Source organism: Mesorhizobium sp. P2_H9 (assembly GCF_056403215.1).
Genome location: NZ_JBFUFX010000007.1, coordinates 129966 through 153571, shown reverse-complemented (window position 1 = coordinate 153571; position 23606 = coordinate 129966). Strand labels below are relative to the sequence as shown.

Genomic DNA, 23606 nt, shown 5'->3' with positions numbered 1-23606 from the left:
GCAGATTGCGTGCCGCCCCGGCCCGCCCTTTACGAGATGAATTGCCCTTTAAAGGATGAATCGCGACAAATCTGTGTTTCTGGAGAGGTCACCGACGTGCTTTTCCACATAGGCGGCGTCGATGGTCACCGAGGTGCCGTTACGGTCGGGCGCGTCATAGGAGATCTCGTCCAGCACCCGCTCCATCACCGTCTGCAGGCGCCTGGCGCCGATGTTCTCGACGCTGGCGTTGAGATCGACGGCGATGCCGGCAAGCGAATCGATGGCATCGTCGGTGAAGGTCAGGTCGACGCCCTCGGTCTTCATCAGCGCGATGTATTGCTTGATCAGGCTGGCCTCTGTCTCGGTGAGGATGCGGACGAAATCGTCCTTCTCCAGCGCCCGCAATTCGACGCGGATCGGCAGGCGGCCCTGCAATTCCGGCAACAGATCGGACGGCTTCGAAACGTGGAAGGCGCCGGAGGCGATGAACAGGATGTGGTCGGTCTTCAGCGGTCCATACTTGGTCGCCACCGTCGTGCCTTCGATCAGCGGCAGCAGGTCACGCTGCACGCCTTCGCGCGAAACGCCGGCGCCCATGCCGCCTTCGCGCGACGCGATCTTGTCGATCTCGTCGAGGAAGACGATGCCATCATTTTCCGTCGCATCGAGCGCCTGGCGCACCACCTCGTCCTGGTCGAGCAGCTTGTCGGACTCGTCGTTGACCAGAAGCGCGTAGGATTCCTTCACCGTCGTCTTGCGCGTCTTGGTCTTCTTGCCGCCCATCGCCTTCGACAGCATGTCATTGATGTTGAGCACGCCGATATTGGCGCCCGGCATGCCGGGGATCTCGAAGCCGGGCATGCCGCCAGTGCCGGTATCGGCCACTTCGACCTCGATCTCCTTGTCGTCGAGCTCGCCGTCGCGCAATTTCTTGCGGAAACTGTCGCGGGTGGCCGGGCTCGCCGTCTTGCCGACAAGGGCTTCCAGCACCCGTTCCTCGGCATTGATATGGGCGCGCGCCTTGACGTCTTCGCGCATCTTATCGCGCACCAGGCCGATGGCGATCTCGACCAGGTCCCGGATGATCTGCTCGACATCGCGGCCGACATAGCCGACCTCGGTGAACTTGGTCGCCTCGACCTTGACGAAGGGGGCTCCGGCCAGACGCGCCAGGCGGCGCGAAATCTCGGTCTTGCCGACGCCAGTCGGCCCGATCATCAGGATGTTCTTCGGCATCACCTCTTCACGCATCTGGCCTTGGAGCTGCTGGCGGCGCCAGCGGTTGCGCAAGGCAATGGCCACGGCGCGCTTGGCGTCCTTCTGGCCGATGATGAAGCGGTCGAGCTCCGAAACGATTTCGCGGGGAGAAAATGTCGTCATGTCACTAAATTCCACTTTGCCACTGCTTGATGGCCTCGAACGGATGCAGCAGCATGATCACGTTGAGTGTCAGATTGTCCCGGATGAGGTAGCCGGTACCGAGTTCGAAGATGATGGCGAGGCTGACGATCACCCATATAGGTAGCCTTCGCGCCATCACAAATCCCAGCACCATGGCCAGTGTGTCGGACACCGAATTGATGATGCTGTCGCCGTAGTAATCGAGCGAGATGGTGCCGGCGCGGTAGCGGTCGATGATGAACGGGCTGTTCTCGAGCAATTCCCAGCCACCCTCGATGAGGACGGCAAAGGCCAGCCTGAGCCCGATCGGTGAACGCGGGAACAGGAACCGCGCCAGCGCGTAGAACAGGAAGCCGTGGATGATGTGCGAGAAGGTGTACCAGTCGGAAATATGCTGGGAATTCTCCGAACTCTGCACAACACCATGCCAGAGTTTGACATAGCCGCAGGTGCAGATCGGCGTTCGCCCCATGCCGTACAGCGCCCCGGCCTGGAAGACGATCAGAGCGAGGACAAGCAGCAACCCCATCCGCCAGGAGTCTTCATAGGCCGAATAGCTGTCGTCCTTGACCGGTGTCGTCATCAGATCATTCCCCCTCTTCCGCGTCGCTCTCTTCGGCATCGACGGCCATCAGAACGACGTCCCCATATCTAGAGTGCCTGCGATCGATGGCTCTGAAACCGGCCTTCTCATAGGCGCGAATGGCCCGTCCATTGGACGGATCCGGGTCGATGATGACGCGCGGCGCGCCTTCCTCGAACAGCTGCTCGACGAACTGGCGGACAATGGCCGAGCCATGGCCGGCCCCGACAAATCCCGGCACGCCGATCGACAGGTCGATGCCGAGCGTGCCGAATGGCTGGTCGGCATAGGGATGGCCGTCCTCCAGGTGCGGGTCGTAGCTCTGCAGATAGGCGATCGGCTTGCCGTCGAGCTCGACGATCAGCGGTTCGACGGAAATCGAGTCGATATGCTCACGAATTTCAGCGATTTCCGTTTCGGGATCGTCCCACCACTCAGCCACATGCGGCTCGGCGAGCCATGCCGCGATCATCGGCAGGTCCTTCTCGGTCACCGGCCGAAAATCGTAGAGCAAAACCGGATCAGCCGGCATCGAGCGTTTCGATGACGAAATTGTTGTTGGTGTAGACGCAGATGTCCGACGCGATCTGCATCGCCTTGCGGGCGATCTCCTCGGCATCCTTGTCGCTGTCCATCAGCGCGCGCGCCGCGGCCAGCGCGTAATTGCCGCCCGAACCAATGGCCATGACGCCGAATTCGGGCTCGAGCACGTCGCCGGTGCCGGTCAGCGCCAGCGAAACCGACTTGTCAGCCACCAGCATCATGGCTTCGAGACGGCGCAGATAGCGGTCGGTCCGCCAGTCCTTGGCGAGTTCGACGCAAGCCCGCGTCAGTTGGTCGGGATATTGTTCGAGCTTGGCTTCCAGCCGTTCCAGCAAGGTGAAGGCGTCGGCGGTGGCGCCGGCGAAACCGGCAATGACATTGCCGCCCTTGCCGATGCGGCGCACCTTCTTGGCGTTGCCCTTCATGATGGTCTGGCCGAGGCTGACCTGGCCGTCGCCGGCGATCACCACCTTGTTGCCCTTGCGCACCGTCACGATGGTCGTGGCGTGCATGGTCAGTTCATTCGACATTTCTTGGGCTCCGAGCAGCGCCATCCCAAAAGGCGATTGGCGCGTTACGAGTGACTTGATCGGCCATATGTATGCATAGGCCCGGCGATTGCAAACCGGCCTCGATGCGGCTTGGCATGGCAACTGGCAATCGCTGGATCATGCTGCTAGAAGGCTCTCGTTTTCAAGCAGTGAAGGCTTGGAAAGCCTGCAAACTCCAAGACAAGGACAAGGTCATGCCGACCCGTTCCGCGCAAGCAAGCCGCAAGACCAAGGAAACCGATATCTCCGTATCGGTCCATGTCGACGGCTCGGGCAAGTCAGACATTGCGACTGATATCGGCTTCTTCGACCATATGCTGGATCAGCTGTCGCGCCATTCGCTGATCGACATGACGGTCAAGGCCACGGGCGACCTGCACATAGACGACCACCACACGGTCGAGGACACCGGCATCGCGCTCGGCCAGGCGCTCAGCAAGGCGCTGGGCGAACGGCGCGGCATCATGCGCTATGCCTCGATCGACCTCGCCATGGACGAGACGCTGACGCGGGCGGCGATCGACGTCTCCGGCCGCCCTTTCCTGGTGTGGAATGTTGCCTTCTCGTCGCCGAAAATCGGCACCTTCGACACCGAACTGGTGCGTGAATTCTTTCAGGCGCTGGCGCAGAATGCCGGCATCACGCTGCATGTAACCAACCATTACGGCGCCAACAACCACCATATTGCCGAGACCTGCTTCAAGGCGGTGGCGCGGGCGCTGCGCGCCGCCCTTGAACCCGACCCGCGCCAGCCGGACGCGGTGCCCTCCACCAAGGGATCGCTGAAGGGATAGTATCATGGCCATCTATGTCGTGATGGAGCCACCGGGCCGCGGCGAAAAGGCCGATACGACCTTTGTCCGTGACGGCTTTTCCTGGCTCGGCTTCCTGGTGACGCCGTTGTGGCTCGCCTGGCACCGGCTGTGGATCGAGGCGGCGCTGGCCTTTGTCGCCATGGCCGCGCTGTCGATGCTCGGCGAGAAATTAGGGCTCGAATGGGCCGGCTCGGCTCTCTCGCTGCTGGTCTCGCTCTATGTCGGGCTGGAGGGGCAGGGTCTGCGGATCGCGGCGCTGCGCCGGCGGGGCTGGCAGCAATGGGGCGTCGTCGAGGCCGATGGGATCGACGATGCCGACACCCGCTACGCGCTGGAAACCGAGGCGCCGTCGGATGAAGGCGCGCCGGTGCATCGCATCGTTCCGGACGCCGCCCAGGCGCGGCCGGCGCAGCCGGGCATGGCGCTGGGGCTGACCCACATTCCGGGAAAGACCTGAGATGCGTGTTGCCATCATCGACTACGGTTCGGGCAATCTGCGCTCGGCCACCAAGGCTTTTGAGCGCGCCGCGCACGAAGCCGGCATTGCTGCCGCGATCGAGCTGACGGCGGACGCCGAACGGGTGCGCACCGCCGACCGCATCGTGCTGCCCGGCGTCGGCGCCTATGCCGATTGCGCGGCGGGCTTGCGTGCCGTCGCCGGCATGTGGGAAGCGGTGGAGGAGGTGGCCATCGCCAAGGGGCGGCCGTTCCTCGGCATTTGCGTCGGCATGCAGTTGATGTCGGAACGCGGCCTCGAAAAGACCGTTACCAAAGGCTTTGGCTGGATCGCCGGCGACGTCAAGGAGATCAAGCCCTCCGATCCGGCGCTGAAGATCCCGCAGATCGGCTGGAACACGATCGATCTGGAGCGCAAACATCCGCTGTTTTCCGGCATTCTCACCGGACCCAAGGGGCTGCACGCCTATTTCGTGCATTCCTACCACCTCGATGCAACGAAGCCGACCGAAGTGCTGGCCGTCGCCGACTATGGCGGCCCGGTGACGGCCGCTGTCGCCCGCGACAACCTCGTCGGCACCCAGTTCCATCCCGAAAAGAGCCAGGCGCTCGGCCTGGCGCTGATCACCAACTTCCTGCGGTGGAAGCCATGAGCAAGAAGGGCTACTGGATGGCGATGATCGAGGTGACCGATCCGGAAAACTATCCGCTCTACATCGCCGCCAACAAAGCGGCCTTCGACAAATACGGCGCAAGATTCCTGACCCGTGGCGGCCAGTCGTCGAGCCCGGAAGGGCCGTCCGGCAGTCGCCACATCATCATCGAGTTCGAGAGCTACGCGGTCGCACTCGCCTGCTTCCATTCACCCGAATACCAGGCGGCGCTAAAACTCCGGCGGCTTTATTCGACGTCGCATTTCGCCATTGTGGAAGGTGTGTGAACCGTGATCCTGTTTCCGGCCATAGACCTCAAGGACGGCCAGTGCGTGCGGCTGAAGCACGGCGATATGGCGACCGCGACGATCTACAACGACGATCCGGCAGACCAGGCCAGAGCCTTCGAAAGCCAGGGCTTCGAGTGGCTGCATGTCGTCGACCTTAACGGCGCCTTCAAGGGCCAGAGCGTCAACAGCGCGGCGGTCGGCGCCATCCTCAAGGCAACGAAGAACCCGGTGCAGCTTGGCGGCGGCATCCGCACACTTGAACAGATCGAGGACTGGCTCGATCGCGGGCTCGCCCGAGTCATTCTCGGTACGGTGGCGGTGCGCGATCCCGACCTGGTCAAGCAGGCCTGCAAGGCGTTTCCGGGCAAGATCGCCGTCGGCATCGACGCCAAGGGCGGCAAGGTGGCGGTCGAGGGCTGGGCCGAGGCCTCCAGCCTCGGCGTCATCGAATTGGCGAAGAAGTTCGAGGGCGCCGGTGTCGCTGCCATCATCTACACCGACATCGACCGCGACGGCGTGCTGACCGGCATCAACTGGGATGCCACGATCAGCCTCGCCGAAGCGGTGTCGATCCCGGTCATCGCCTCGGGCGGCCTGGCCTCGATCGCCGACATCGTGCGTATGACCATGCCCGATGCGCAAAAGCTCGAAGGCGCGATCTCCGGCCGCGCGCTCTATGACGGGCGCATCGACCCGACCGAGGCCCTGGCAATCCTGCGCGGCAGGCCCGTAGCGGAGGCGAGACCGTGAAAGTCTCGATCATCCTGGCCTCCTATGACAGCGGTCACTATCACGGCGGCATGGGCCAGGGACCGGACGCGCTGATATCAGGCGGGCTGGTCGAAGCGCTCACGCTGGCCGGTCACGACGTTGCCGTCGAGGACATCGGCAAGGTCGGAGATGAGCAGGAACGCGAGATCGCAACAGGCTTTGCCGTCTGCAACGCCGTCTCCGGCGAGGTCCGCATCGCCCGTGACCGCGGCCGGTTTCCCATTGTGCTCGCCGGCAATTGCCTGACCAGCGCCGGTGCGGTCGCCGGCGGGGACGCCGATTCGATCATCTGGGCCGACCAGCATGGCGACCTCAACACGCCCGAGACATCCGTTTACGGCTTTCTCGACGGCATGGCGTTGGCGACGGTTCTGGGGCTCTGCTGGCGGGCGATGGCGAAAGCAATTCCCGGCTTTCATGCGATCGACCCGTCCCGCTGCGTGCTGGTCAACGCCCGCGACCTCGATCCTGCGGAAGAGCTGCTGCTGGAGACATTGCCGGTCATTCGAGCGGAATGCCCGGATGCGGCAATGGCAGCCGGAAGGCTGAAGGCCACCGGCGTCAAGCGAACGCATATGCATCTCGACCTGGATGTCCACGACCCCAACGAATTGCAGGCCAATCGCTATACGCATTCGGGCGGGCCGCGACCGGCACAGTTGCGCCAGGCGGTCTGCGGCATGGCCGGTTTGCTGCCGATCGTCGGCATCACCATCTCTGCCTACGATCCGGCGTTCGATGCGCAAGGCGATGTTCCGCCGCTGGTCGGCCAATTGCTGGCCGATCTGCTGGCAACGGTGGAGAAGAGCTGATGCTGAAGGCCCGCGTCATCCCCTGTCTTGACGTGAAGAACGGCCGCGTCGTCAAGGGCGTCAATTTCGTCGACCTGATCGACGCCGGCGATCCGGTCGAGGCGGCCAAGGCCTATGACGCGGCCGGCGCCGACGAGCTCTGCTTTCTCGACATCACCGCCTCGTCCGACAATCGCGAGACGATCTTCGACGTCATCGCCCGCACCGCCGAACAATGCTTCATGCCGCTGACCGTCGGCGGCGGCGTGCGTCAGGTCGCCGACATCCGAAAACTGTTGCTGGCCGGCGCCGACAAGGTGTCGATCAACACGGCGGCGGTGAAGAACCCTGATTTCGTCGCTGAAGCGGCCGACAAGTTCGGCAACCAGTGCATCGTCGTCGCCATCGACGCCAAGAAGGTGTCGGCAGCCGGCGAGGCCGACCGCTGGGAGATTTTTACCCATGGCGGTCGCGAAAAAACCGGCATCGACGCGGTCGAATTCGCGCGAAAAATGGTCGATCTCGGCGCAGGCGAAATCCTGTTGACGTCGATGGACCGCGACGGCACCAAGGCCGGCTACGACATCGCGCTTACCCGCACCATCGCCGACGCCGTGCGTGCGCCGGTGATCGCGTCGGGCGGCGTCGGCACGCTCGACCACATGGTCGAGGGCATTCGCGACGGCCATGCCGGGGCTGTGCTGGCGGCATCGATCTTCCATTTCGGCACCTACACGATCGCGCAAGCCAAGGCGCATATGGCGCTTGCCGGGCTGCCGATGCGCCTGGACTCGCCGTTTCACTCCAAACCACAAAGGCTGTAGGCTGCGTCATGGCTGAGTTCTCGCTCTCCGATCTGGAGCAAACCATTCGCGAACGCGCGCAGTCCGGCGACCCGGACTCGTGGACGGCAAAGCTGTTCGCGCGCGGCATGGACAAGGCGGCGCAGAAACTCGGCGAGGAGGCGGTAGAAGCAGTCATCGCCGCCGTCAAAGGCGACAGAAAAGCTCTCGTTTCGGAAAGTGCCGATCTTCTGTATCATTGGCTCGTCGTTCTCGGCATCGCCGACATTCCGCTGAGCGACGTGCTCAAGGAGCTCGAAACCCGTACCGGGCGCTCGGGCATCGCAGAAAAGGCGTCTCGGTCCTGAGACGCTGATCGCTGAGGAGGGCAGGAAACTCGATGGACCAGCTCGCTCCCACCGAGAAATATTCACCCTTTCGTTTCTTCTCGGCCGAGCAATGGTCGCAGTTCCGCGCCGACACGCCGCTGACGCTCGGCGAAGATGAAATCAACCGCCTGCGTTCGCTGAACGACCCGGTCGACCTCGAAGAGGTCAAGCGCATCTATCTGTCGCTGTCGCGGCTCTTGTCCGCGCATGTCGAGGCGAGCCAGCTCCTGTTCCGCCAGCGCCAGGCCTTCTTCAACGCGCTGGATGTGGTCAAGACGCCGTTCATCATCGGCATTGCCGGCTCGGTTGCGGTCGGGAAGTCGACCACGGCACGCGTGCTCAAGGAACTTTTGGCGCGCTGGCCGTCGAGCCCGAAGGTCGATCTGATCACCACCGACGGCTTCCTGCTGCCCAACGAGGTGCTGCGCCGCGACAATCTGATGGAGCGCAAGGGCTTTCCCGACAGCTACGATGTCGGCGCGCTGCTGCGTTTCCTGTCGGGCATCAAGTCGGCGCAGCGCAATGTCCGGGCGCCGGTCTATTCGCATTTGACCTATGACGTCATCCCCGGCGAGTTCGTCACCATCGACCGGCCGGACATATTGATCTTCGAAGGCATCAACGTACTGCAGCCGGGTAAATTGCCGAGGGACGGCAAGATCGTGCCGTTCCTGTCGGACTTCTTCGACTTCGCCATCTATATCGATGCCGACGAGAAGCTGATCCACCAATGGTACATCGCCCGCTTCATGCGGCTGCGCGAGACCGCCTTCCGCAATCCGGACTCCTTCTTCCACCGCTATTCGCAACTGTCAGAAGGCGCGGCACGCGCCATTGCCGAAGGGTTGTGGGCCAACATCAATCTGAAGAATTTGCGCGAGAACATCGTGCCGACGCGGGCGCGGGCCGATCTCATCCTGCGCAAGGGCGCCAATCACCTGGTCGAGGAAGTGGCGCTCAGGAAGTTGTAACGGCGCGGTTAACGGCACCTTAGGCAATCCCGATTAGCTTTCGAAGGTCATTCCAGCGGGCGGTCGGGAGCAGCCGGTGATCAAAGCGAGCACTGCCGCAGGTCGAGAGGCCCCGGTATATTCCCTGGTTATTCCGATCTTCAACGAGGAAGCCGTCCTTCCGCTGCTCATCCGGCGCGTTGCCGCGCTGCTCGATGCTTTGGACGCGCGTTCGGAGGCTATTTTCGTCGATGACGGCAGCAGCGACACCAGCGTCATCTATCTCAGAGGCATGGTTGCCGAGGATCCGCGCTTCAGGCTGATAGAGCTGTCGCGCAATTTCGGCCATCAGATCGCAATCACCGCCGGCATGGACGCGGCCGCCGGCGAGGCCGTCATCGTCATGGATGCCGACCTTCAGGATCCGCCGGAAGTCGTGCTCGAACTCGTCGCCAAATGGAAAGAGGGCTACGAGATCGTCTACGCCCGCCGCATCAGGCGAGAGGGCGAGACGCTGTTCAAGCGGGTGACGGCGAACCTGTTCTATCGCGTGCTCGAGAGCATGACCTCCGTCGCCATTCCGCGCGATGTCGGCGATTTCCGGCTGGTCGGCCGCAAAGCCCTGGAAACCTTCAAGCGCATGCCGGAACGCGACCGCTTCGTGCGGGGTATGTTCGGCTGGATGGGCTTCAAGCAGACGGCCGTGCCGTTCGAGCGGCCGGCGCGCGCAGCCGGTGAAACCAAATATCCGTTCTGGAAGATGCTGCGGCTTGCCGTTCACGGCATCGTCAGTTTTTCTGAAAAGCCGCTCCGCGTAGCGCTGTGGGCAGGCCTGGCGATTTCAGGTGTCGCTGCCCTGCTCGGTGTTTTCGCGGTGTTCTCCTGGCTGTTCGACACCGGAGTCGTTCATGGCTGGACATCGACCGTCGTCATTGTCTCTTTCCTGTCGGGCATCAATCTTTTCATGACCGGCGTGATCGGCCTCTACGTCGGCGGCATCCACGCCGAGGTCAAGCGCCGGCCGCTCTATGTCATCGATCGGTTGACCGGCTTTGAGGAAACGATCGCCGCCATGCGTGACGCGGACCCTGCGAAAGTGCGCACGCTGCCTTCGTCACTCGACCGTCGGTTCGGCTGACCTTGCGACAGCCGGTCAATCCCAAGGATATTGACGCATTTGCCGTGGCAGCACTGCCGCCGTCGCCGATGCACCGGTTTTGGTCATGGGCGACAGGGCAGACGGAAGCGGCACGGTTCCTGCGCTTCGCCATGATCGGCGGCATGTCGACCCTCATCTATGCAGTCGTCACGCTCCTCCTGGTGCAACCGCGCAGTATCGGCATGCCGGCGGTGACCGCATCGGCCTTCGGCTACGGCGCCGGCGCCATATTCTCCTATTTCGGGCACCGCTTCGTCACTTTCATGTCGGACGGCGCGGTGGGTTTTGAGATCGCCCGTTTTGCGGGCGCCACAGCGGTCGGGTTCATGCTTTCGACCGGGCTGGCCGTGATCCTCTCGGATCTCGTCGGGTTGCCGCCTTTCGTGCCGGTGGCCATTGCCTCCATTCTGGTTCCAATCCTGAACTTCATCATCCTGCGGAAGTTCGTCTTTGTGGCCACGGCCTGAGGAGCATGGCGACCGTGGGAGCCTTCCGCGCTGCGACAACCGATGCGATCGAGGACGGCTCGACGACAGACTTCGCCGTCAGCCGGGCCGGGCGGCTTTGGCCGCTCGTCCTCTCGATGATCGTTCTCGCCGTTGCCGTCCCGTGGCAAACGCGCTGGGGCGTCATTCCCGATGCCAGCTGGATCATCACGCTCTGCGAGCGGGTGCTGGCCGGAGACCGCCTCTATGTCGACCTGATCGAGACCAATCCGCCCTTCACCGTGTGGCTGTATCTGCCGGCGGTGTATGTCGCCAGGCTGCTCGGCGTTGCCCCCGAATACATGGTCCATGCCTACACCTACACGGTCTGCGTCTTCGGCCTGGGGTTTGCCGGTTTCGTTGCGCGGCGCGCCCGATTTGCCGAGAATCCGGGACTCTACAAGCTTTTGCCGTTGTTTCTGGCCTTGCTCGTGCTGTTTCCCGGAAACAGTTTCAGCGAGCGCGAGAACCTGGGGATCGCCCTGCTCTTGCCGCTGCTGGTGCTGATGGCCTGGCGTGCTTCGAACGACCGCACATCGGAGCCGCAGTGGTGGCTGGCCGCGTTGGTTGGCCTGTCGGGCAGCGTGATGGTGCTGGTGAAGCCTTACTATGCGGTGATGATTCTGGCGCCGGCACTCTACGTCGCCTGGCGCCGGCGCAGCATCAGGTCGCTGTTTGCCGTCGAATACTGGGTTGTTGGCATTGCCTGCGTGACCTATCTGGCCGCGGTGCTGTGGCTTTATCCAGCGTTCATGCGCGACATCTACCCGAACCTCGCCGACACCTATTTGCGCTACAAGCAGATTTCGCCGGCAATCGTCACCTACTGCGGGTTGTCGCTGATTTCGTTCTGCCTCCTGCTGCTTCTGCGCACCGGCCGGGCGGTGTCGCCGCTGGTCCTGGTGCTGACCATCGCATCGATTGCCGGCCTTCTTCCGTTGATCTACCAAGGCAAGGGTTGGCCATATCATGCCTATCCGGCGGTAGTGCTGATGCTGGCGGCGATCGTTTGCCGGGCCGTCGAGCGATCGTCCTCACCCGGCGCGGTGCGGCTGAGCATGATCCAGAAAATCCTGCTGGCCGCCGTGCTTGCGGCGAACTGGCTGCCTTTCAAAGATACCCAGAAGCCCGGAGCGGAGTTCGTCGCCAGCATACGCGCCGCCGTCGATCATCCGACGGTCGGCCTGATCGGGTCGGGGATCGAAAGCGGTCATCCGCTGACCCGGATGATCGAAGGCCGGTGGATATCTGCTTACGGCAGCGATTGGCTCGGCGGTTTCGCAGCCCTGTTTGCACAGATTGAGCGCGCGCAAGGCAACACCGTCAAGGCAGCGCGGCTCGACGCGCTCGAGCACAATTTTCTCGACGCCAAGATCCGGGAGCTCGAGACGGCGAGACCTGATCTGATGATCGTCCAGAAAGCGGATACGTTCTGGATCCCACGCGTGATGCAGCGTGACGATTTCGCCCGTTTCATGAGCGACTATCGACTTCTCACCGAAGATCCGACCGTTCTGGTCTACCTTCGCAACGGCTCGGATAAACTCAGCTCGACCAATTGACCGTCAAGGGTTGACCCGCCGCAGCGTCAGATTGATGCGCCCGCCGTTCTTGAGCAGTGCCGAGGTCGACGGATAGATACGATCGACGCCATGGAAGCAGAGGCGGCCCTCACCGCCAAGCACGACGACATCACCGCTTTTCAGCCTGAACGATTTGGTCGCCCCGTCGCGCGTGGTCTGGCCGACCCTGAACAAGCAATCGTCACCGAGCGAGACGGAGACCACGGGCGCCGAGAAATCGGCCTCGTCGCGATCCTGGTGCAAACCCATTTTGGCGTCCTGCGCATAGAAGTTGACCAGGCAGGCCTCCGGCGGCTGCGGATAGGCCGATACTTCGCGCCACAATTGCAGGAGCACCTCAGGGATCGGCGGCCACGGCGTTCCGGTCACCGGATGAGTCGGCTGGTAGCGATAGCCGTGCTCCTTGTCGGTGACCCAGCCAAGCGCGCCGCAATTGGTCATGCGCACGCTCATCTCCTTGCCGGTGCGCGGCATGGCCGGCACGAACAAAGGGGCTGCCTGCACCACGCTTCTCACATCCTCGACCAGCGCCTCCTGTATGGCGCGCGACAGATAGCCTGGCATGTGGCGAACGCCTTTGGGCAGGACGAGCATCAGAGTGGCCGCTTCATTCGGTTCATCCGGCAACAATGCCATTGCCAAGCAAAAACGGCGACCCGAAAGCCGCCGTTCTTCAGTTTCGCCGCTCCGGCCAGAAAGAAAATACGAGCGGGCCACACTCAGTCGTCGCCGACCCGGCCGCGCAATTTCTTGATTGTGCCGCGCCCTGCCTTGCTCTTCAGCCGCCGCTCGACCGCGCCTTTCGACGGCCTCGTCTTCTTGCGCGGCGGCGGTGGCGGCTCGGCCGCCTTGGCGACCAGCGCCGTTAGCCTTGCCCGCGCGTCCGCCCGGTTCTGCTCCTGCGTTCGGTAGCGACCGGCCTCGATGACGATGACGCCGTCCTTGGTGGCGCGCTGGCCGGCGAGCTTGATGGTCCGCTCGCGCACGCGCTCCGACAGGCCCGCCGCGTTGGCGGCGTCGAAGCGCAACTGCACCGCCGTCGCCACCTTGTTGACGTTCTGGCCGCCAGGCCCGGACGAGCGGATGAAATCCTCGTGCAGGTCGCCCGGATGGATTGTCGCATCGTCGGCAATGATGATCTTGTCGTCGGCAGTCATGCCGCACTCATGGCGCGGCGGATGAAAAAAGAAAAGGCCCGATCACAACCGGGCCTTCCAGGAGTGGAGCGGTGACCCTACTCCGCAGCTTCCTGCAGGCGCGGCGCGGCGCCCAGCACGTTGGCGTCGACATGCGGTTCGAATTTTTCGAAATTGACGGCGAACATGCCGACCAGCCTTGCCGCCTGCCGGTCGTAGGCAGCCTTATCGGCCCAGGTCGACCGCGGATCGAGAATGGCACTGTCGACGCCGGCAACCGCCACCGGCACGTCGAAACCAAAATTGGCATCGGTGCGGAAATCGGCCGATTTCAGCGACCCGTCGAGGGCCGCGGCTAGCAGCGCCCGCGTCGCCTTGATCGGCATCCTTTTGCCGGTGCCGTAGGCGCCGCCGGTCCAGCCGGTGTTGACCAGCCAGCAATCGACGTCGTGGCGGGCGATGAGTTCGCGCAGCAGATTGCCGTATTCGGAGGGGTGGCGCGGCATGAACGGCGCACCGAAGCAGGTGGAAAACGTCGCTTCGGGCTCGGTGACGCCCTTTTCGGTTCCCGCCACCTTGGCGGTGTAACCGGAGAGGAAATGATACATCGCCTGCGCCGGGGTCAGCCGCGCGATCGGCGGCATGACGCCAAAGGCGTCGGCGGTCAGCATGATGATGTTTTTCGGGTGACCGGCGCGACCGGTCTTGCTGGCGTTGGGAATGAAATCCAGCGGATAGGCGCAGCGCGTGTTCTCGGTCAGCCTTCCGTCATCGAAATCCGGCGCGCGGTTGGCGTCGAGGATCACATTCTCCAGCACGGTGCCGAAGCGCTGCGTGGTGGCGAAGATTTCCGGCTCGGCTTCGGCCGAGAGCTTGATCGTCTTGGCGTAGCAGCCGCCTTCGAAATTGAAGATGCCGTGCGGACCCCAGCCATGTTCGTCGTCGCCGACCAATGTCCGCGACGGGTCGGCCGACAGCGTCGTCTTGCCGGTGCCCGACAGGCCGAAGAAGACAGCCGCGTCACCGGCCGGGCCTTCATTGGCCGAACAATGCATCGGCATGACGCCCTTGGCCGGCAACAGATAGTTGAGCATGGTGAACACCGACTTCTTCATCTCGCCGGCATAGGAGGTGCCGCCGATCAGCACGATCTTGCGTGCGAGATCGACCGCGATCACCGTTTCGGTGCGGGTGCCGTGACGGGCCGGATCGGCGCGGAACGACGGCAGGTCGATGATCGTCATCTCGGGCACGAAATGCTCGAGTTCAGCGGCTTGCGGCCGGATCAGCAGATTGCGGATGAACAGCGAGTGCCAGGCGAGTTCGGTGACGACCCTGGTCGTCAGCTTCAATCCGTCGTCGGCGCCGCCGACCAGATCCTGCACATAAAGGTCCTTGTCCGCCGCATGGGCGCGAAAATCGGCAAGCAGCGTCTCGAACTGGGCCGGCGAGATCGCCTTGTTGTTGTCCCACCAGACATGCGGCGTGGTCGCCTCGTCGCGGACGACAAACTTGTCCTTGGGCGAGCGGCCGGTGTGCTGGCCGGTCTCGGCGACAAGCGCGCCATGCGCGGTCAACCGGGCCTCGCCGCGGCCGATTGCCTGCTCGTAGAGCTGAGCCGCGCCGAAATTATAGCGCACCACGCCTGAGGTCAGGAGGCCGATCCGATCGATCGCGCATGCGGGATTGCGTTTGCCGGCTTCCAACATGGGTGTCCCTTCTTCGATTTGCCGCATCTTGCCGGCGAATTTTTCCGAAGCCCCTTTTGCCGGGGCTGAAAGGCTCAGAACCAGAAAACCCGAATGATATCAAATCATTAATCGATTTAAAAATTTTAAAAGTTGTTTAAATCGTTTATATGTGCAAAAAGTCGGGTGGTTGCCCAAAGGATTGGCAGTCTTTGTTCGTCCAATCCGTGTAGTGGTGTGATTGTGGCCACCGGCATGCCGCTCGTGACAGCGGTCTGAGCCTATGCCACATTTTGTACCTAATTTGTCCTGCAAAAGCCCCTTCTCTACGAAAGAAGGGACAGCTCATGAGGGAGCCGCTTGAAATGGCAACGATCGCGCTTGTCGATGACGACCGCAACATTCTGACTTCGGTGTCGATTGCCCTCGAATCCGAGGGCTACCGCGTCGAAACCTACACGGATGGGGCGTCAGCGCTGGAAGGCCTGGCGGCGCGCCCGCCGAACCTCGCCATCCTCGACATCAAGATGCCGCGCATGGACGGTATGGAGCTTTTGCGCCGCATGCGCCAGAAGTCCGACCTGCCCGTGATCTTCCTGACCTCGAAGGACGACGAGATCGACGAGCTCTTCGGCCTCAAGATGGGCGCCGACGATTTTATCCGCAAACCGTTTTCGCAGCGTCTTCTGGTCGAGCGGGTCCGCGCCGTGCTGCGCCGGGCCAGTGCCCGCGAGGCAGCGGCCAAGACACCCAGCCAGCAGGCCCGATCGCTCGAGCGCGGCCAGCTTGTCATGGACCAGGAGCGCCACACCTGCACCTGGAAGGGCGAGCCGGTGACGCTGACGGTGACCGAGTTCCTGATCCTGCACTCGCTGGCGCAGCGTCCCGGTGTGGTAAAAAGCCGTGATGCGCTGATGGATTCAGCCTATGATGAGCAGGTCTATGTCGACGATCGTACCATCGACAGCCACATCAAGCGGCTGCGCAAGAAGTTCAAGGCCGTCGATGATGACTTCGAAATGATCGAAACCCTTTACGGAGTCGGGTACCGGTTCCGCGAAGCTTAAGAACGGACCGGGAGCTGCTATTCTATGGCAGTTGACGTAGAGCGAGGCAGACGGGCGGGCGCCGGCAGGCGGCCGTCCAGGATTATGCCCGCATTTCTGTCGAGGCTGACGGTGCCGATGCGCCGTTTCCTCGGCCACCATATCTTTTCCAGCCTGACCCGGCGCATCCTCTTCCTCAACCTTGCCGGCCTGGCCGTCCTGGTCACCGGCATCCTCTATCTCAACACGTTTCGCGACGGGCTGATCGATGCCCGCGTCGAGAGCCTGATGACGCAAGGCGAGATCATCGCCGGCGCGATTGCGGCGTCGGCGACGGTCGAGACCGATTCGATCAGCATCGACCCGGAGAAGCTGCTGGAGCTGCAGGCCGGCGAAAGCCTCGGCCCCGGCTCCGACCAGCTCGACAATCTGGATTTCCCGATCAATCCGGAGCGCGTGGCGCCGGTGCTGAGACGGCTGATTTCGCCGACGCGCACCCGCGCCCGCATCTACGACCGCGACGCCAATCTGCTGCTTGATTCACGCCATCTCTATTCGCGCGGCCAGATCCTTCGCTACGACCTGCCGCCGGTCGAGGAGGAAGAGCCCGACCTTGTCGAGCGCGTGCAGAAATTCGTCTTCGATTTCTTCCGCAACACCGAACTGCCGGTCTACCACGAACAGCCGGGCGGCAATGGCGCCGCCTTCCCGGAAGTGGTCAAGGCGCTGACCGGCAGCCCGTCGACCATCGTGCGGGTCTCGGAGCAGGGCGAGCAGATTGTTTCGGTGGCCGTGCCGATCCAGCGCTTCCGTGCCGTGCTCGGCGTGCTGATGCTGTCGACGGAAGGCGGCGACATCGACAAGATCGTCGCTGCCGAACGCAAGGCGATCCTGCGCGTCTTCGGCATCGCCGCCCTGGTCACCGCCATCCTGTCGATGCTGCTGGCCTCGACCATCGCCAACCCGCTGCGCCGGCTGTCGGCGGCGGCGGTGCGGGTGCGGCGCGGCGTCAAGAACCGTGAGGAAATCCCCGACTTTTCCGACCGGCAGGACGAGATCGGCAATTTGTCGATCGCCATCCGCGACATGACCAATGCGCTCTACGCCCGCATCGAGGCGATCGAAAGTTTTGCCGCCGACGTGTCGCACGAATTGAAGAACCCGCTGACGTCGCTACGTAGCGCCGTGGAAACCCTACCCTTGGCGAAGAACGATAATTCCCGCGCGCGTCTGATGGAGATCATCCAGCACGATGTCCGGCGGCTGGACCGACTGATCACCGATATTTCCGACGCGTCGCGCCTTGACGCCGAGTTGGCGCGTGAAGATGCCGGAACGGTGGATCTGAAGAAATTCATCACCGACCTCGTCGCTGTTTCACGTGAGGCGACGCGCAACAAGAAGGCGGTCGAGATCGAGTTCAAGGTCGCCAAGCTGCCGCAAGGCGTCAAAGGCTACTTCGTCGTCGGCCATGATCTGAGGATCGGCCAGGTCGTCACCAACCTGATCGAGAATGCCCGCTCCTTCGTTCCCGAAGAGCACGGCCATATCGCGATTTCTCTTGCACGCGCCGGCAAGTTCAACATCGTCACCGTCGACGACAACGGCCCCGGCATCCGGGCCGACAACATCGACCGTATCTTCGAACGCTTTTACACCGACCGCCCGGCCGGCGAGGCGTTCGGCCAGAATTCGGGCCTCGGCCTGTCGATCTCCAGGCAGATCGTCGAAGCCCATGGCGGCACGCTGACCGCCGAGAACATCCCGGGCACCAAGCCCGGCGAGATCAAGGGCGCGCGCTTCGTGGTGACGCTGCCGGCCGAAGGCTGAAGCATGATCCCGCAAAGTGGGCACCGGTTTTTCGGACAAGATCATGCCTGAGCCAATCCCGCAGGCGGAAAACATTCACGGAACGGCACTGCTCATCGGCGAGCGCGGTGTGCTCATCACTGGACCGTCCGGCGCCGGCAAGACGACACTGGCGCTGGTGCTCATCGACCACTGCCGAGCGCGCGGGCTGTTTTCGCGGCTGATCGGGGACGACAGGCTGCTTGCGGCTACTCGCGCCGGGCGGCTGGTCTGCCGCGTACCTGCCACCATTGCCGGCCTGGCAGAAGTGCCAGGATTCATGCCACGGCCGCTATCGTTCGAGCCAAGCGGGGTGATCGACCTCCATATCCGGTTGGTACCGAAGCATGCGAGGGACCGCTTTCAGGAAGACTTCAGCGAGCCGATCGCCGGTTGTCCGGTACCGCGGATCGATCTCATCGAGCGCAACATTGCGACGGCCTTGCCGGCCGTAATGGCGCGGCTGTCGATCGCGGCTTTCGCATGATCCGGTTTCGATTTTTTGCTGCAATGCGTCAAAATGGCGTCGGTCGGCGCAATTTTGGGCTTGTCAACGCGCCTCGCGTCGACAAGATAGCGCTCCCGCCGCCTGGAATGGCCGGCGAGCATAAAATACGCCTGTGAAGCGGCGATGACGGGAGCCACCAACGAATGATCGGACTCGTGCTTGTAACGCACGGTCAACTGGCCGCCGAGTTCCGCCATGCCGTGGAACATGTCGTGGGGCCACAAGACAATTTCGAAACCGTGGCGATCGGCGCCGATGACGATATGGAGCAGCGCCGCAGCGACATCGTCGAAGCCGTGGCGCGCGTCGACACCGGGTCGGGCGTCATCGTGCTGACCGATATGTTTGGCGGCACGCCGTCCAACCTCGCAATCTCGGTGATGGAATCCGGCCGCACCGAAGTCATTGCCGGCATGAACTTGCCGATGCTGATCAAGCTGTCGAGCATTCGCAAGGGTGACAATATGAGCGCCGCGCTCGACGAGGCGCAGGCCGCGGGGCGCAAATACATCAACGTCGCCAGCCAGCTGCTGAGCAGCAAATGAACGCGCTGTCGCCGGAAAAGGACCACATCGTCCGCGAGTTTCCGATCGTCAACCAGCGCGGCCTGCATGCGCGCGCCTCGGCCAAGTTCGTCCAGGTTGCCAGCGGCTTCGATGCTGCGGTCCATGTCGAGAAGGACGGCGTCAAGGTCGGCGGCACCTCGATCATGGGCCTGATGATGCTGGCGGCAAGCCCAGGCTATTCAATCCGCGTCACCGCCAGCGGGCCCGAAGCCCTGGAAGTCATCGACGCGCTGGAGCAGCTGGTCGCTTCGCGCTTCGGTGAGGAGGCCTGAAGTTTTTGGTTCGATGCATGCCGTTGTCCCAAAACCGCGGGGCACTTTTGGGCGGCATGCATCCCCTCCAAAGACATGCACGAATAAAGATTTCTTTATATCCCATTGTCGTGCGACCGGCGATCTGCTAGTCAGGCCGGCAATCCGCGCCCTTCGACGCGCCTTCAGGCGTGGGCGCATCCCTGAGATTTTTCACATCGGAGCACTGCCATGACGGGTAGCAAGGACTATGTGGTCGCCGACATTTCGCTTGCCGGCTGGGGCCGCAAGGAAATCGAGATCGCCGAAACCGAAATGCCGGGCCTGATGGCCTGCCGCGAGGAATTTGGCGACAAGAAGCCGCTGAAGGGCGCGCGCATCACCGGCTCGCTGCACATGACCATCCAGACGGCGGTGCTGATCGAAACGCTGAAGGCGCTGGGCGCCGACATCCGCTGGGCCTCTTGCAACATCTTCTCGACCCAGGACCACGCCGCCGCCGCGATCGCCGAGGCCGGCATCCCGGTGTTCGCCATCAAGGGCGAGTCGCTCGAGGACTACTGGGACTACACCGACCGCATCTTCCAGTGGACCGATGGCGGCACCTCCAACATGATCCTCGACGACGGCGGCGACGCCACCATGTACATCCTGATCGGCGCCCGCGCCGAGGCGGGTGAAGACGTGCTGTCGAACCCGCAGAGCGAGGAGGAAGAGTACTTCTACGCCCAGGTCAAGAAGCGCCTGAAGGCTTCGCCGGGCTTCTTCACCAAGCAGAAGGCGGCGATCCGCGGCGTTACCGAAGAGACGACGACCGGCGTCAACCGGCTCTATCAGTTGCAGAAGAAGGGCCTGCTGCCCTTCCCGGCGATCAACGTCAACGATTCGGTGACCAAGTCGAAGTTCGACAACAAATATGGCTGCAAGGAATCGCTGGTCGACGGTATCAGGCGCGGCACCGACACGATGATGGCCGGCAAGGTCGCGGTCGTCTGCGGCTATGGCGACGTCGGCAAGGGTTCGTCGGCCTCGCTGAAGGGCGCCGGCGCCCGCGTCAAGGTCACCGAAGTCGATCCGATCTGCGCGCTGCAGGCCGCCATGGACGGCTTTGAAGTCGTCACGCTGGAAGATGCCGCGCCCACGGCAGACATCATCATCACCACCACCGGCAACAAGGATGTCGTCACCCTCGACCACATGCGCTCGATGAAGGACATGGTGATCGTCGGCAACATCGGCCATTTCGACAACGAGATCCAGGTGGCGGCGCTGCGCAATCTGAAATGGACCAACGTCAAGCCACAGGTCGACCTGATCACCTTCCCGGACGGCAAGCGGATGATCCTGCTGTCTGAGGGACGCCTGCTCAATCTCGGCAACGCCACCGGCCACCCGAGCTTCGTCATGTCGGCGTCGTTCACCAACCAGGTGCTGGCGCAGATCGAGCTCTACAGCAAGCCTGGCCAATACGAGAACCAAGTCTATGTCCTGCCCAAGCATCTCGACGAAAAGGTCGCGCGCCTGCATCTCGACAAGCTTGGCGCCCGCCTGACCGAACTGTCGGGCGAACAGGCGGCCTATATCGGCGTGACCCCACAGGGGCCGTTCAAGCCGGAACACTACCGCTATTAAGCAAAGCGGAAATCACCACTAGATATTGTAGCCGGGCGATTGACTTTTCGCCCGGCTTTATTTTTGCGCTGAATGATTCTTCACGCCGATTCGCGCAAGCGCTATGGTGCTGATTCGGTCCGGGGACGAGGACCGACGCACGCATTTTGGGCGGTCTTGCATTCAGGCGGCGAAGAGGACCAAGACATGCCGGGGGAAAACCCGCCTCGCGCGGGACAGGCCGTTTCCGGCGGCCGCAACGATTCGGGTGTCACCGCCGTCACCGGCGGCTGCCTTCCATGGCGCCTTGGCGCACGCGTCGGGACGTTCCTTGCCACCTCCGCACTCGCCGGTCCGCTGCTCTGCTTTGCGGCGCATGCCGAGCCCGGCATTGCGCAAAAGGCGGGACTGTCTGTCAGCGCGGTCGAGGTCATGCAGCTGGCGATGTTTGCCGGCGTCATGGGCGCAGCGCTTGTCTCGGCGATCTTCCTGATCCGCGAACGGGCGCGCACCTCGGCGCAGAATGTCGAACTCAGGGCCCGCATCGCCGACGTCAACGCAGCGCTGCAGCGCTCCGAAGCGATGCTCAACCTGCGTGACCAGCGCGTGATCGTATGGACCTCGGAAAACAAGAAGCCCGAGCTGATCGGCACCTTGCCGATCGAGAGCGGCGCCCCGGAAGATCGCGCCGCCTTCCTCGCCTTCGGCCGTTGGCTGATGCCGCGTTCGGCGGCAGCGCTAGAGAACGCAGTGGCGGGATTGCGCGAAAAGGCGAAGTCCTTCGATCTGGTCATCGAATCGCAGGCCGGAGCGCCGCTCGAAGTGCACGGCCGCAAGAGTGCTGCCCATGTGATCGTGCGTTTCGTCTCGCTTTCGGAAACGCAGCGGAGCCAGGCCAGGCTGAAGATCGACAACCAGCGGCTGGCCGCCGACTACGACACCGTGATCGGGCTTCTCGACGTGCTCAAGATGCCGACTTGGCTGCGCGCCGCGGACGGACGGCTGAAATGGGTCAACCGCGCCTATGCCGAGGCGGTCGAAGCGAAGGATGCCGAAGCCGCCGTTCGCGACGCCAAGGAATTCCTCGGCGGCCAGGCGCGCGATGCGATTGCCGAGCAGCACAAATCGCGGCCGGTGTTTGAACAGACGCTGTCGACGGTGATCGAGGGCGACCGTCGCATGTTCGCGGTGACCGACTTCGCCGGCGCCGATGGTTCCGCCGGCATCGCCAGCGACACCAGCGCCATCGAAACCATTCGTGGCGAGTATGAGCGCACGGTGCGAAGCCACGCCGACACGCTCGACCAGCTCAACACCGCCGTTGCGATTTTCGACACCGACGAGAAGCTGCGTTTCTTCAACCAGGCCTTTCAGAAACTGTGGAGCCTCGACAGCGGCTTCCTGCACAGCGCTCCGGACAACGCCCTGCTGCTCGACCGGCTGCGCAGCGAAGGCAAGATCGCCGAGCAGCCCGAATGGCGGCGCTGGAAGGAAAGCCTGCTCGGCGCCTACCGTGCCGTCGAATCGCAGGAACATTGGTGGCATCTGCCCGACGGCAAGACCATCCGCGTGGTGGCCAACCCGCAGCCGAAGGGCGGCGTGACCTGGGTGTTCGAGAACCTGACCGAGAAGATGGACCTCGAAAGCCGCTACCAGACCGCGGTGCGGGTCCAGGGCGAAACGCTCGACAATCTTGCCGAGGGCGTGGCGGTGTTCGGTCCTGATGGACGGCTGCGTCTGTCCAACCCCGCCTTCGTCGCGCTGTGGGGGCTGGGCGCCGATGTCGTCAAGCCCAACGTCCATGTCTCGGCGATCCGCGATCTCAGCGACCAGCGCGCCGCCGACAGCCCATGGGGCGGGTTCGTTGCCGCCATCACCGGTTTCGATGACGAGCGCCGCGACCGCCACGGCCAGACCGAACTAAACAACGGCAATGTGCTGCGCTATGCCGTCATCCATCTGCCCAACGGGCAAGTGATGATGACCTTTGTCGACGTCACCGACAGCGTCAATGTCGAGCGGGCGCTGAAAGACAAGAACGAAGCGCTGGAAAAATCCGACCAACTCAAGAACGAGTTCGTGCAGCACGTCTCCTACGAGCTGCGCTCGCCGCTGACCAACATCATCGGCTTCACCGAGCTGCTGTCGCTACCGACGACCGGGCCGCTCAGCCCGAAGCAGCGCGAATATGTCGAGCACGTCGGCTCGTCCTCTTCGGTGCTGCTGACCATCGTCAACGACATACTCGACCTGGCGACGGTCGACGCCGGCATCATGCAGCTCGACATCTCTGAAGTGAGCATCGACCGGACCATCGCGGCCGCGGCCGACCTGGTTGCCGACCGGTTGGAGGAGCATTCGATCAAGCTCAGCATCGATGCTGCTGCGGCGCCCAAAAGCTTCCACGGCGACGAGATCCGCATTCGCCAGATCCTCTACAATCTGCTCAGCAACGCTGCCAACTACGCGCCGGAGGCGAGCACCATCACGCTCGCCTGCCGCCAACTGCCGCAAGGCGTCGAGTTCTCCGTCCATGATGACGGTCCCGGCATGCCGCCGGACCTTCTCGATTCGGTGTTCCGCCGCTTCGAGCCAAAGACCAATGGCGGCCGCCGGCGCGGCGCCGGACTCGGCCTGTCGATCGTCAAGAGCTTTGTCGAATTGCATGGCGGCAGCGTCCGCATCGAGACTGGCAAGGACAAGGGCACCACCGTCATCTGCACCTTTCCCGACGCCCCGTCGGGCATTCGCGCCGCAGCCGAGTAGCG

The 23606-nt window shown here is 63.1% G+C and carries 26 protein-coding genes; 19 read left to right on the top strand and 7 right to left on the bottom strand.

Annotation, left to right across the window (positions count from 1 at the left end):
• Positions 1-48: 48 nt before the first annotated feature.
• The 4 genes from hslU to hslV are packed head-to-tail and all read right to left on the bottom strand — an operon-like array spanning position 49 to position 3039.
• Complete coding sequence (gene hslU, locus AC1DXN_RS14965) at positions 49-1362, bottom strand: ATP-dependent protease ATPase subunit HslU (protein WP_477274265.1); 1314 nt, start codon at positions 1360-1362, stop codon at positions 49-51.
• 4 nt (positions 1363-1366) lie between these two features.
• On the bottom strand, positions 1367-1966 hold the full coding sequence (locus tag AC1DXN_RS14960; protein WP_477240622.1) for a DUF2585 domain-containing protein: 600 nt from the start codon (positions 1964-1966) through the stop codon (positions 1367-1369).
• Between the two features lie 4 nt (positions 1967-1970).
• Positions 1971-2498, bottom strand: coding sequence for a GNAT family N-acetyltransferase (locus tag AC1DXN_RS14955; RefSeq protein WP_477274263.1), 528 nt, complete (start codon positions 2496-2498; stop codon positions 1971-1973).
• Positions 2488-3039 carry an ATP-dependent protease subunit HslV gene (hslV, locus tag AC1DXN_RS14950; RefSeq protein ID WP_109666998.1) on the bottom strand — a complete coding sequence of 184 codons (552 nt, stop codon included), beginning with the start codon at positions 3037-3039 and terminating at the stop codon, positions 2488-2490. Before hslV ends, AC1DXN_RS14955 begins: the two co-directional genes overlap by 11 nt.
• 215 nt (positions 3040-3254) lie before the next feature.
• Here hslV and hisB point away from each other — a divergent pair, with 215 nt between their 5' ends.
• From hisB to AC1DXN_RS14890, 12 genes are all read left to right on the top strand, one after another.
• Entirely contained in the window at positions 3255-3854 is a 600-nt protein-coding gene (gene hisB / locus AC1DXN_RS14945; RefSeq protein WP_477240617.1) for an imidazoleglycerol-phosphate dehydratase HisB, read from the top strand.
• A gap of 4 nt (positions 3855-3858) precedes the next feature.
• Entirely contained in the window at positions 3859-4332 is a 474-nt protein-coding gene (locus AC1DXN_RS14940; protein WP_477274261.1) for a DUF2628 domain-containing protein, read from the top strand.
• Position 4333: 1 nt separating this feature from the next.
• The gene (hisH, locus tag AC1DXN_RS14935; RefSeq protein ID WP_477240613.1) at positions 4334-4984 is read left to right on the top strand and encodes an imidazole glycerol phosphate synthase subunit HisH; all 651 of its coding nucleotides are present in this window, start codon (positions 4334-4336) and stop codon (positions 4982-4984) included.
• A complete protein-coding gene (locus AC1DXN_RS14930; protein ID WP_477240611.1) occupies positions 4981-5271 on the top strand; it encodes a DUF1330 domain-containing protein in 291 nt (96 codons plus the stop codon). The genes hisH and AC1DXN_RS14930 overlap by 4 nt, the downstream gene beginning before the upstream one ends.
• A 3-nt stretch (positions 5272-5274) precedes the next feature.
• Complete coding sequence (hisA, locus tag AC1DXN_RS14925; protein ID WP_477274259.1) at positions 5275-6024, top strand: 1-(5-phosphoribosyl)-5-[(5-phosphoribosylamino)methylideneamino]imidazole-4-carboxamide isomerase; 750 nt, start codon at positions 5275-5277, stop codon at positions 6022-6024.
• A complete protein-coding gene (locus tag AC1DXN_RS14920) occupies positions 6021-6857 on the top strand; it encodes an arginase family protein (protein WP_477274257.1) in 837 nt (278 codons plus the stop codon). The genes hisA and AC1DXN_RS14920 overlap by 4 nt, the downstream gene beginning before the upstream one ends.
• Complete coding sequence (gene hisF, locus AC1DXN_RS14915) at positions 6854-7660, top strand: imidazole glycerol phosphate synthase subunit HisF (RefSeq protein ID WP_477241842.1); 807 nt, start codon at positions 6854-6856, stop codon at positions 7658-7660. The genes AC1DXN_RS14920 and hisF overlap by 4 nt, the downstream gene beginning before the upstream one ends.
• Positions 7661-7668: 8 nt before the next feature.
• Complete coding sequence (locus tag AC1DXN_RS14910) at positions 7669-7986, top strand: phosphoribosyl-ATP diphosphatase (RefSeq protein ID WP_477274255.1); 318 nt, start codon at positions 7669-7671, stop codon at positions 7984-7986.
• Between the two features lie 32 nt (positions 7987-8018).
• On the top strand, positions 8019-8978 hold the full coding sequence (coaA, locus tag AC1DXN_RS14905) for a type I pantothenate kinase (RefSeq protein WP_477240603.1): 960 nt from the start codon (positions 8019-8021) through the stop codon (positions 8976-8978).
• Positions 8979-9054: 76 nt separating this feature from the next.
• Entirely contained in the window at positions 9055-10095 is a 1041-nt protein-coding gene (locus AC1DXN_RS14900; RefSeq protein ID WP_477274253.1) for a glycosyltransferase family 2 protein, read from the top strand.
• A 131-nt stretch (positions 10096-10226) separates the two neighbouring features.
• Positions 10227-10583 carry a GtrA family protein gene (locus AC1DXN_RS14895; RefSeq protein ID WP_477274251.1) on the top strand — a complete coding sequence of 119 codons (357 nt, stop codon included), beginning with the start codon at positions 10227-10229 and terminating at the stop codon, positions 10581-10583.
• Between the two features lie 5 nt (positions 10584-10588).
• Positions 10589-12163, top strand: a complete 1575-nt coding sequence (locus tag AC1DXN_RS14890) for a hypothetical protein (RefSeq protein WP_477274249.1) — start codon at positions 10589-10591, stop codon at positions 12161-12163.
• A gap of 3 nt (positions 12164-12166) precedes the next feature.
• On the opposite strand, the gene AC1DXN_RS14885 is transcribed toward AC1DXN_RS14890, so the two are convergent.
• The 3 genes from AC1DXN_RS14885 to AC1DXN_RS14875 all read right to left on the bottom strand — a co-directional run bounded on the left by AC1DXN_RS14885 (position 12167) and on the right by AC1DXN_RS14875 (position 15029).
• Positions 12167-12778, bottom strand: coding sequence for an alpha-ketoglutarate-dependent dioxygenase AlkB family protein (locus tag AC1DXN_RS14885; protein WP_477274247.1), 612 nt, complete (start codon positions 12776-12778; stop codon positions 12167-12169).
• 125 nt (positions 12779-12903) lie between these two features.
• The gene (arfB, locus tag AC1DXN_RS14880) at positions 12904-13341 is read right to left on the bottom strand and encodes an alternative ribosome rescue aminoacyl-tRNA hydrolase ArfB (RefSeq protein ID WP_477274245.1); all 438 of its coding nucleotides are present in this window, start codon (positions 13339-13341) and stop codon (positions 12904-12906) included.
• Positions 13342-13418: 77 nt separating this feature from the next.
• A complete protein-coding gene (locus AC1DXN_RS14875) occupies positions 13419-15029 on the bottom strand; it encodes a phosphoenolpyruvate carboxykinase (protein ID WP_477274243.1) in 1611 nt (536 codons plus the stop codon).
• 344 nt (positions 15030-15373) lie between these two features.
• On the opposite strand from AC1DXN_RS14875, the gene AC1DXN_RS14870 reads away from it, so the two are divergent.
• The 7 genes from AC1DXN_RS14870 (at position 15374) to AC1DXN_RS14840 (ending at position 23604) form a co-directional block, all read left to right on the top strand.
• Entirely contained in the window at positions 15374-16075 is a 702-nt protein-coding gene (locus AC1DXN_RS14870) for a response regulator transcription factor (RefSeq protein WP_013528337.1), read from the top strand.
• A gap of 24 nt (positions 16076-16099) precedes the next feature.
• Entirely contained in the window at positions 16100-17884 is a 1785-nt protein-coding gene (locus AC1DXN_RS14865; RefSeq protein ID WP_477274241.1) for a stimulus-sensing domain-containing protein, read from the top strand.
• 43 nt (positions 17885-17927) lie between these two features.
• Complete coding sequence (locus AC1DXN_RS14860; RefSeq protein WP_477274239.1) at positions 17928-18389, top strand: HPr kinase/phosphorylase; 462 nt, start codon at positions 17928-17930, stop codon at positions 18387-18389.
• Positions 18390-18553: 164 nt separating this feature from the next.
• Positions 18554-18955, top strand: coding sequence for a PTS sugar transporter subunit IIA (locus AC1DXN_RS14855; RefSeq protein WP_477240591.1), 402 nt, complete (start codon positions 18554-18556; stop codon positions 18953-18955).
• On the top strand, positions 18952-19248 hold the full coding sequence (locus AC1DXN_RS14850) for an HPr family phosphocarrier protein (protein WP_477274237.1): 297 nt from the start codon (positions 18952-18954) through the stop codon (positions 19246-19248). The genes AC1DXN_RS14855 and AC1DXN_RS14850 overlap by 4 nt, the downstream gene beginning before the upstream one ends.
• Positions 19249-19458: 210 nt before the next feature.
• Positions 19459-20859 (top strand): adenosylhomocysteinase, encoded by a 1401-nt coding sequence (ahcY, locus tag AC1DXN_RS14845; RefSeq protein WP_477240587.1) that lies wholly within the window; start codon positions 19459-19461, stop codon positions 20857-20859.
• 186 nt (positions 20860-21045) lie between these two features.
• Positions 21046-23604: a sensor histidine kinase gene (locus tag AC1DXN_RS14840; protein ID WP_477274235.1), complete on the top strand. Its 2559-nt coding sequence runs from the start codon at positions 21046-21048 to the stop codon at positions 23602-23604.
• Positions 23605-23606 lie beyond the last annotated feature (2 nt).

Coding starts and splice junctions, on each gene's coding strand:
- hslU (WP_477274265.1), bottom strand. CDS start 1,362: ATGACGACATTTTCTCCCCGCGAAATCGTTTCGGAGCTCGACCGCTTC.
- AC1DXN_RS14960 (WP_477240622.1), bottom strand. CDS start 1,966: ATGACGACACCGGTCAAGGACGACAGCTATTCGGCCTATGAAGACTCC.
- AC1DXN_RS14955 (WP_477274263.1), bottom strand. CDS start 2,498: ATGCCGGCTGATCCGGTTTTGCTCTACGATTTTCGGCCGGTGACCGAG.
- hslV (WP_109666998.1), bottom strand. CDS start 3,039: ATGTCGAATGAACTGACCATGCACGCCACGACCATCGTGACGGTGCGC.
- hisB (WP_477240617.1), top strand. CDS start 3,255: ATGCCGACCCGTTCCGCGCAAGCAAGCCGCAAGACCAAGGAAACCGAT.
- AC1DXN_RS14940 (WP_477274261.1), top strand. CDS start 3,859: ATGGCCATCTATGTCGTGATGGAGCCACCGGGCCGCGGCGAAAAGGCC.
- hisH (WP_477240613.1), top strand. CDS start 4,334: ATGCGTGTTGCCATCATCGACTACGGTTCGGGCAATCTGCGCTCGGCC.
- AC1DXN_RS14930 (WP_477240611.1), top strand. CDS start 4,981: ATGAGCAAGAAGGGCTACTGGATGGCGATGATCGAGGTGACCGATCCG.
- AC1DXN_RS14910 (WP_477274255.1), top strand. CDS start 7,669: ATGGCTGAGTTCTCGCTCTCCGATCTGGAGCAAACCATTCGCGAACGC.
- coaA (WP_477240603.1), top strand. CDS start 8,019: ATGGACCAGCTCGCTCCCACCGAGAAATATTCACCCTTTCGTTTCTTC.
- AC1DXN_RS14895 (WP_477274251.1), top strand. CDS start 10,227: ATGATCGGCGGCATGTCGACCCTCATCTATGCAGTCGTCACGCTCCTC.
- AC1DXN_RS14890 (WP_477274249.1), top strand. CDS start 10,589: ATGGCGACCGTGGGAGCCTTCCGCGCTGCGACAACCGATGCGATCGAG.
- AC1DXN_RS14885 (WP_477274247.1), bottom strand. CDS start 12,778: ATGCTCGTCCTGCCCAAAGGCGTTCGCCACATGCCAGGCTATCTGTCG.
- arfB (WP_477274245.1), bottom strand. CDS start 13,341: ATGACTGCCGACGACAAGATCATCATTGCCGACGATGCGACAATCCAT.
- AC1DXN_RS14875 (WP_477274243.1), bottom strand. CDS start 15,029: ATGTTGGAAGCCGGCAAACGCAATCCCGCATGCGCGATCGATCGGATC.
- AC1DXN_RS14870 (WP_013528337.1), top strand. CDS start 15,374: ATGGCAACGATCGCGCTTGTCGATGACGACCGCAACATTCTGACTTCG.
- AC1DXN_RS14865 (WP_477274241.1), top strand. CDS start 16,100: ATGGCAGTTGACGTAGAGCGAGGCAGACGGGCGGGCGCCGGCAGGCGG.
- AC1DXN_RS14860 (WP_477274239.1), top strand. CDS start 17,928: ATGCCTGAGCCAATCCCGCAGGCGGAAAACATTCACGGAACGGCACTG.
- AC1DXN_RS14855 (WP_477240591.1), top strand. CDS start 18,554: ATGATCGGACTCGTGCTTGTAACGCACGGTCAACTGGCCGCCGAGTTC.
- AC1DXN_RS14850 (WP_477274237.1), top strand. CDS start 18,952: ATGAACGCGCTGTCGCCGGAAAAGGACCACATCGTCCGCGAGTTTCCG.
- ahcY (WP_477240587.1), top strand. CDS start 19,459: ATGACGGGTAGCAAGGACTATGTGGTCGCCGACATTTCGCTTGCCGGC.
- AC1DXN_RS14840 (WP_477274235.1), top strand. CDS start 21,046: ATGCCGGGGGAAAACCCGCCTCGCGCGGGACAGGCCGTTTCCGGCGGC.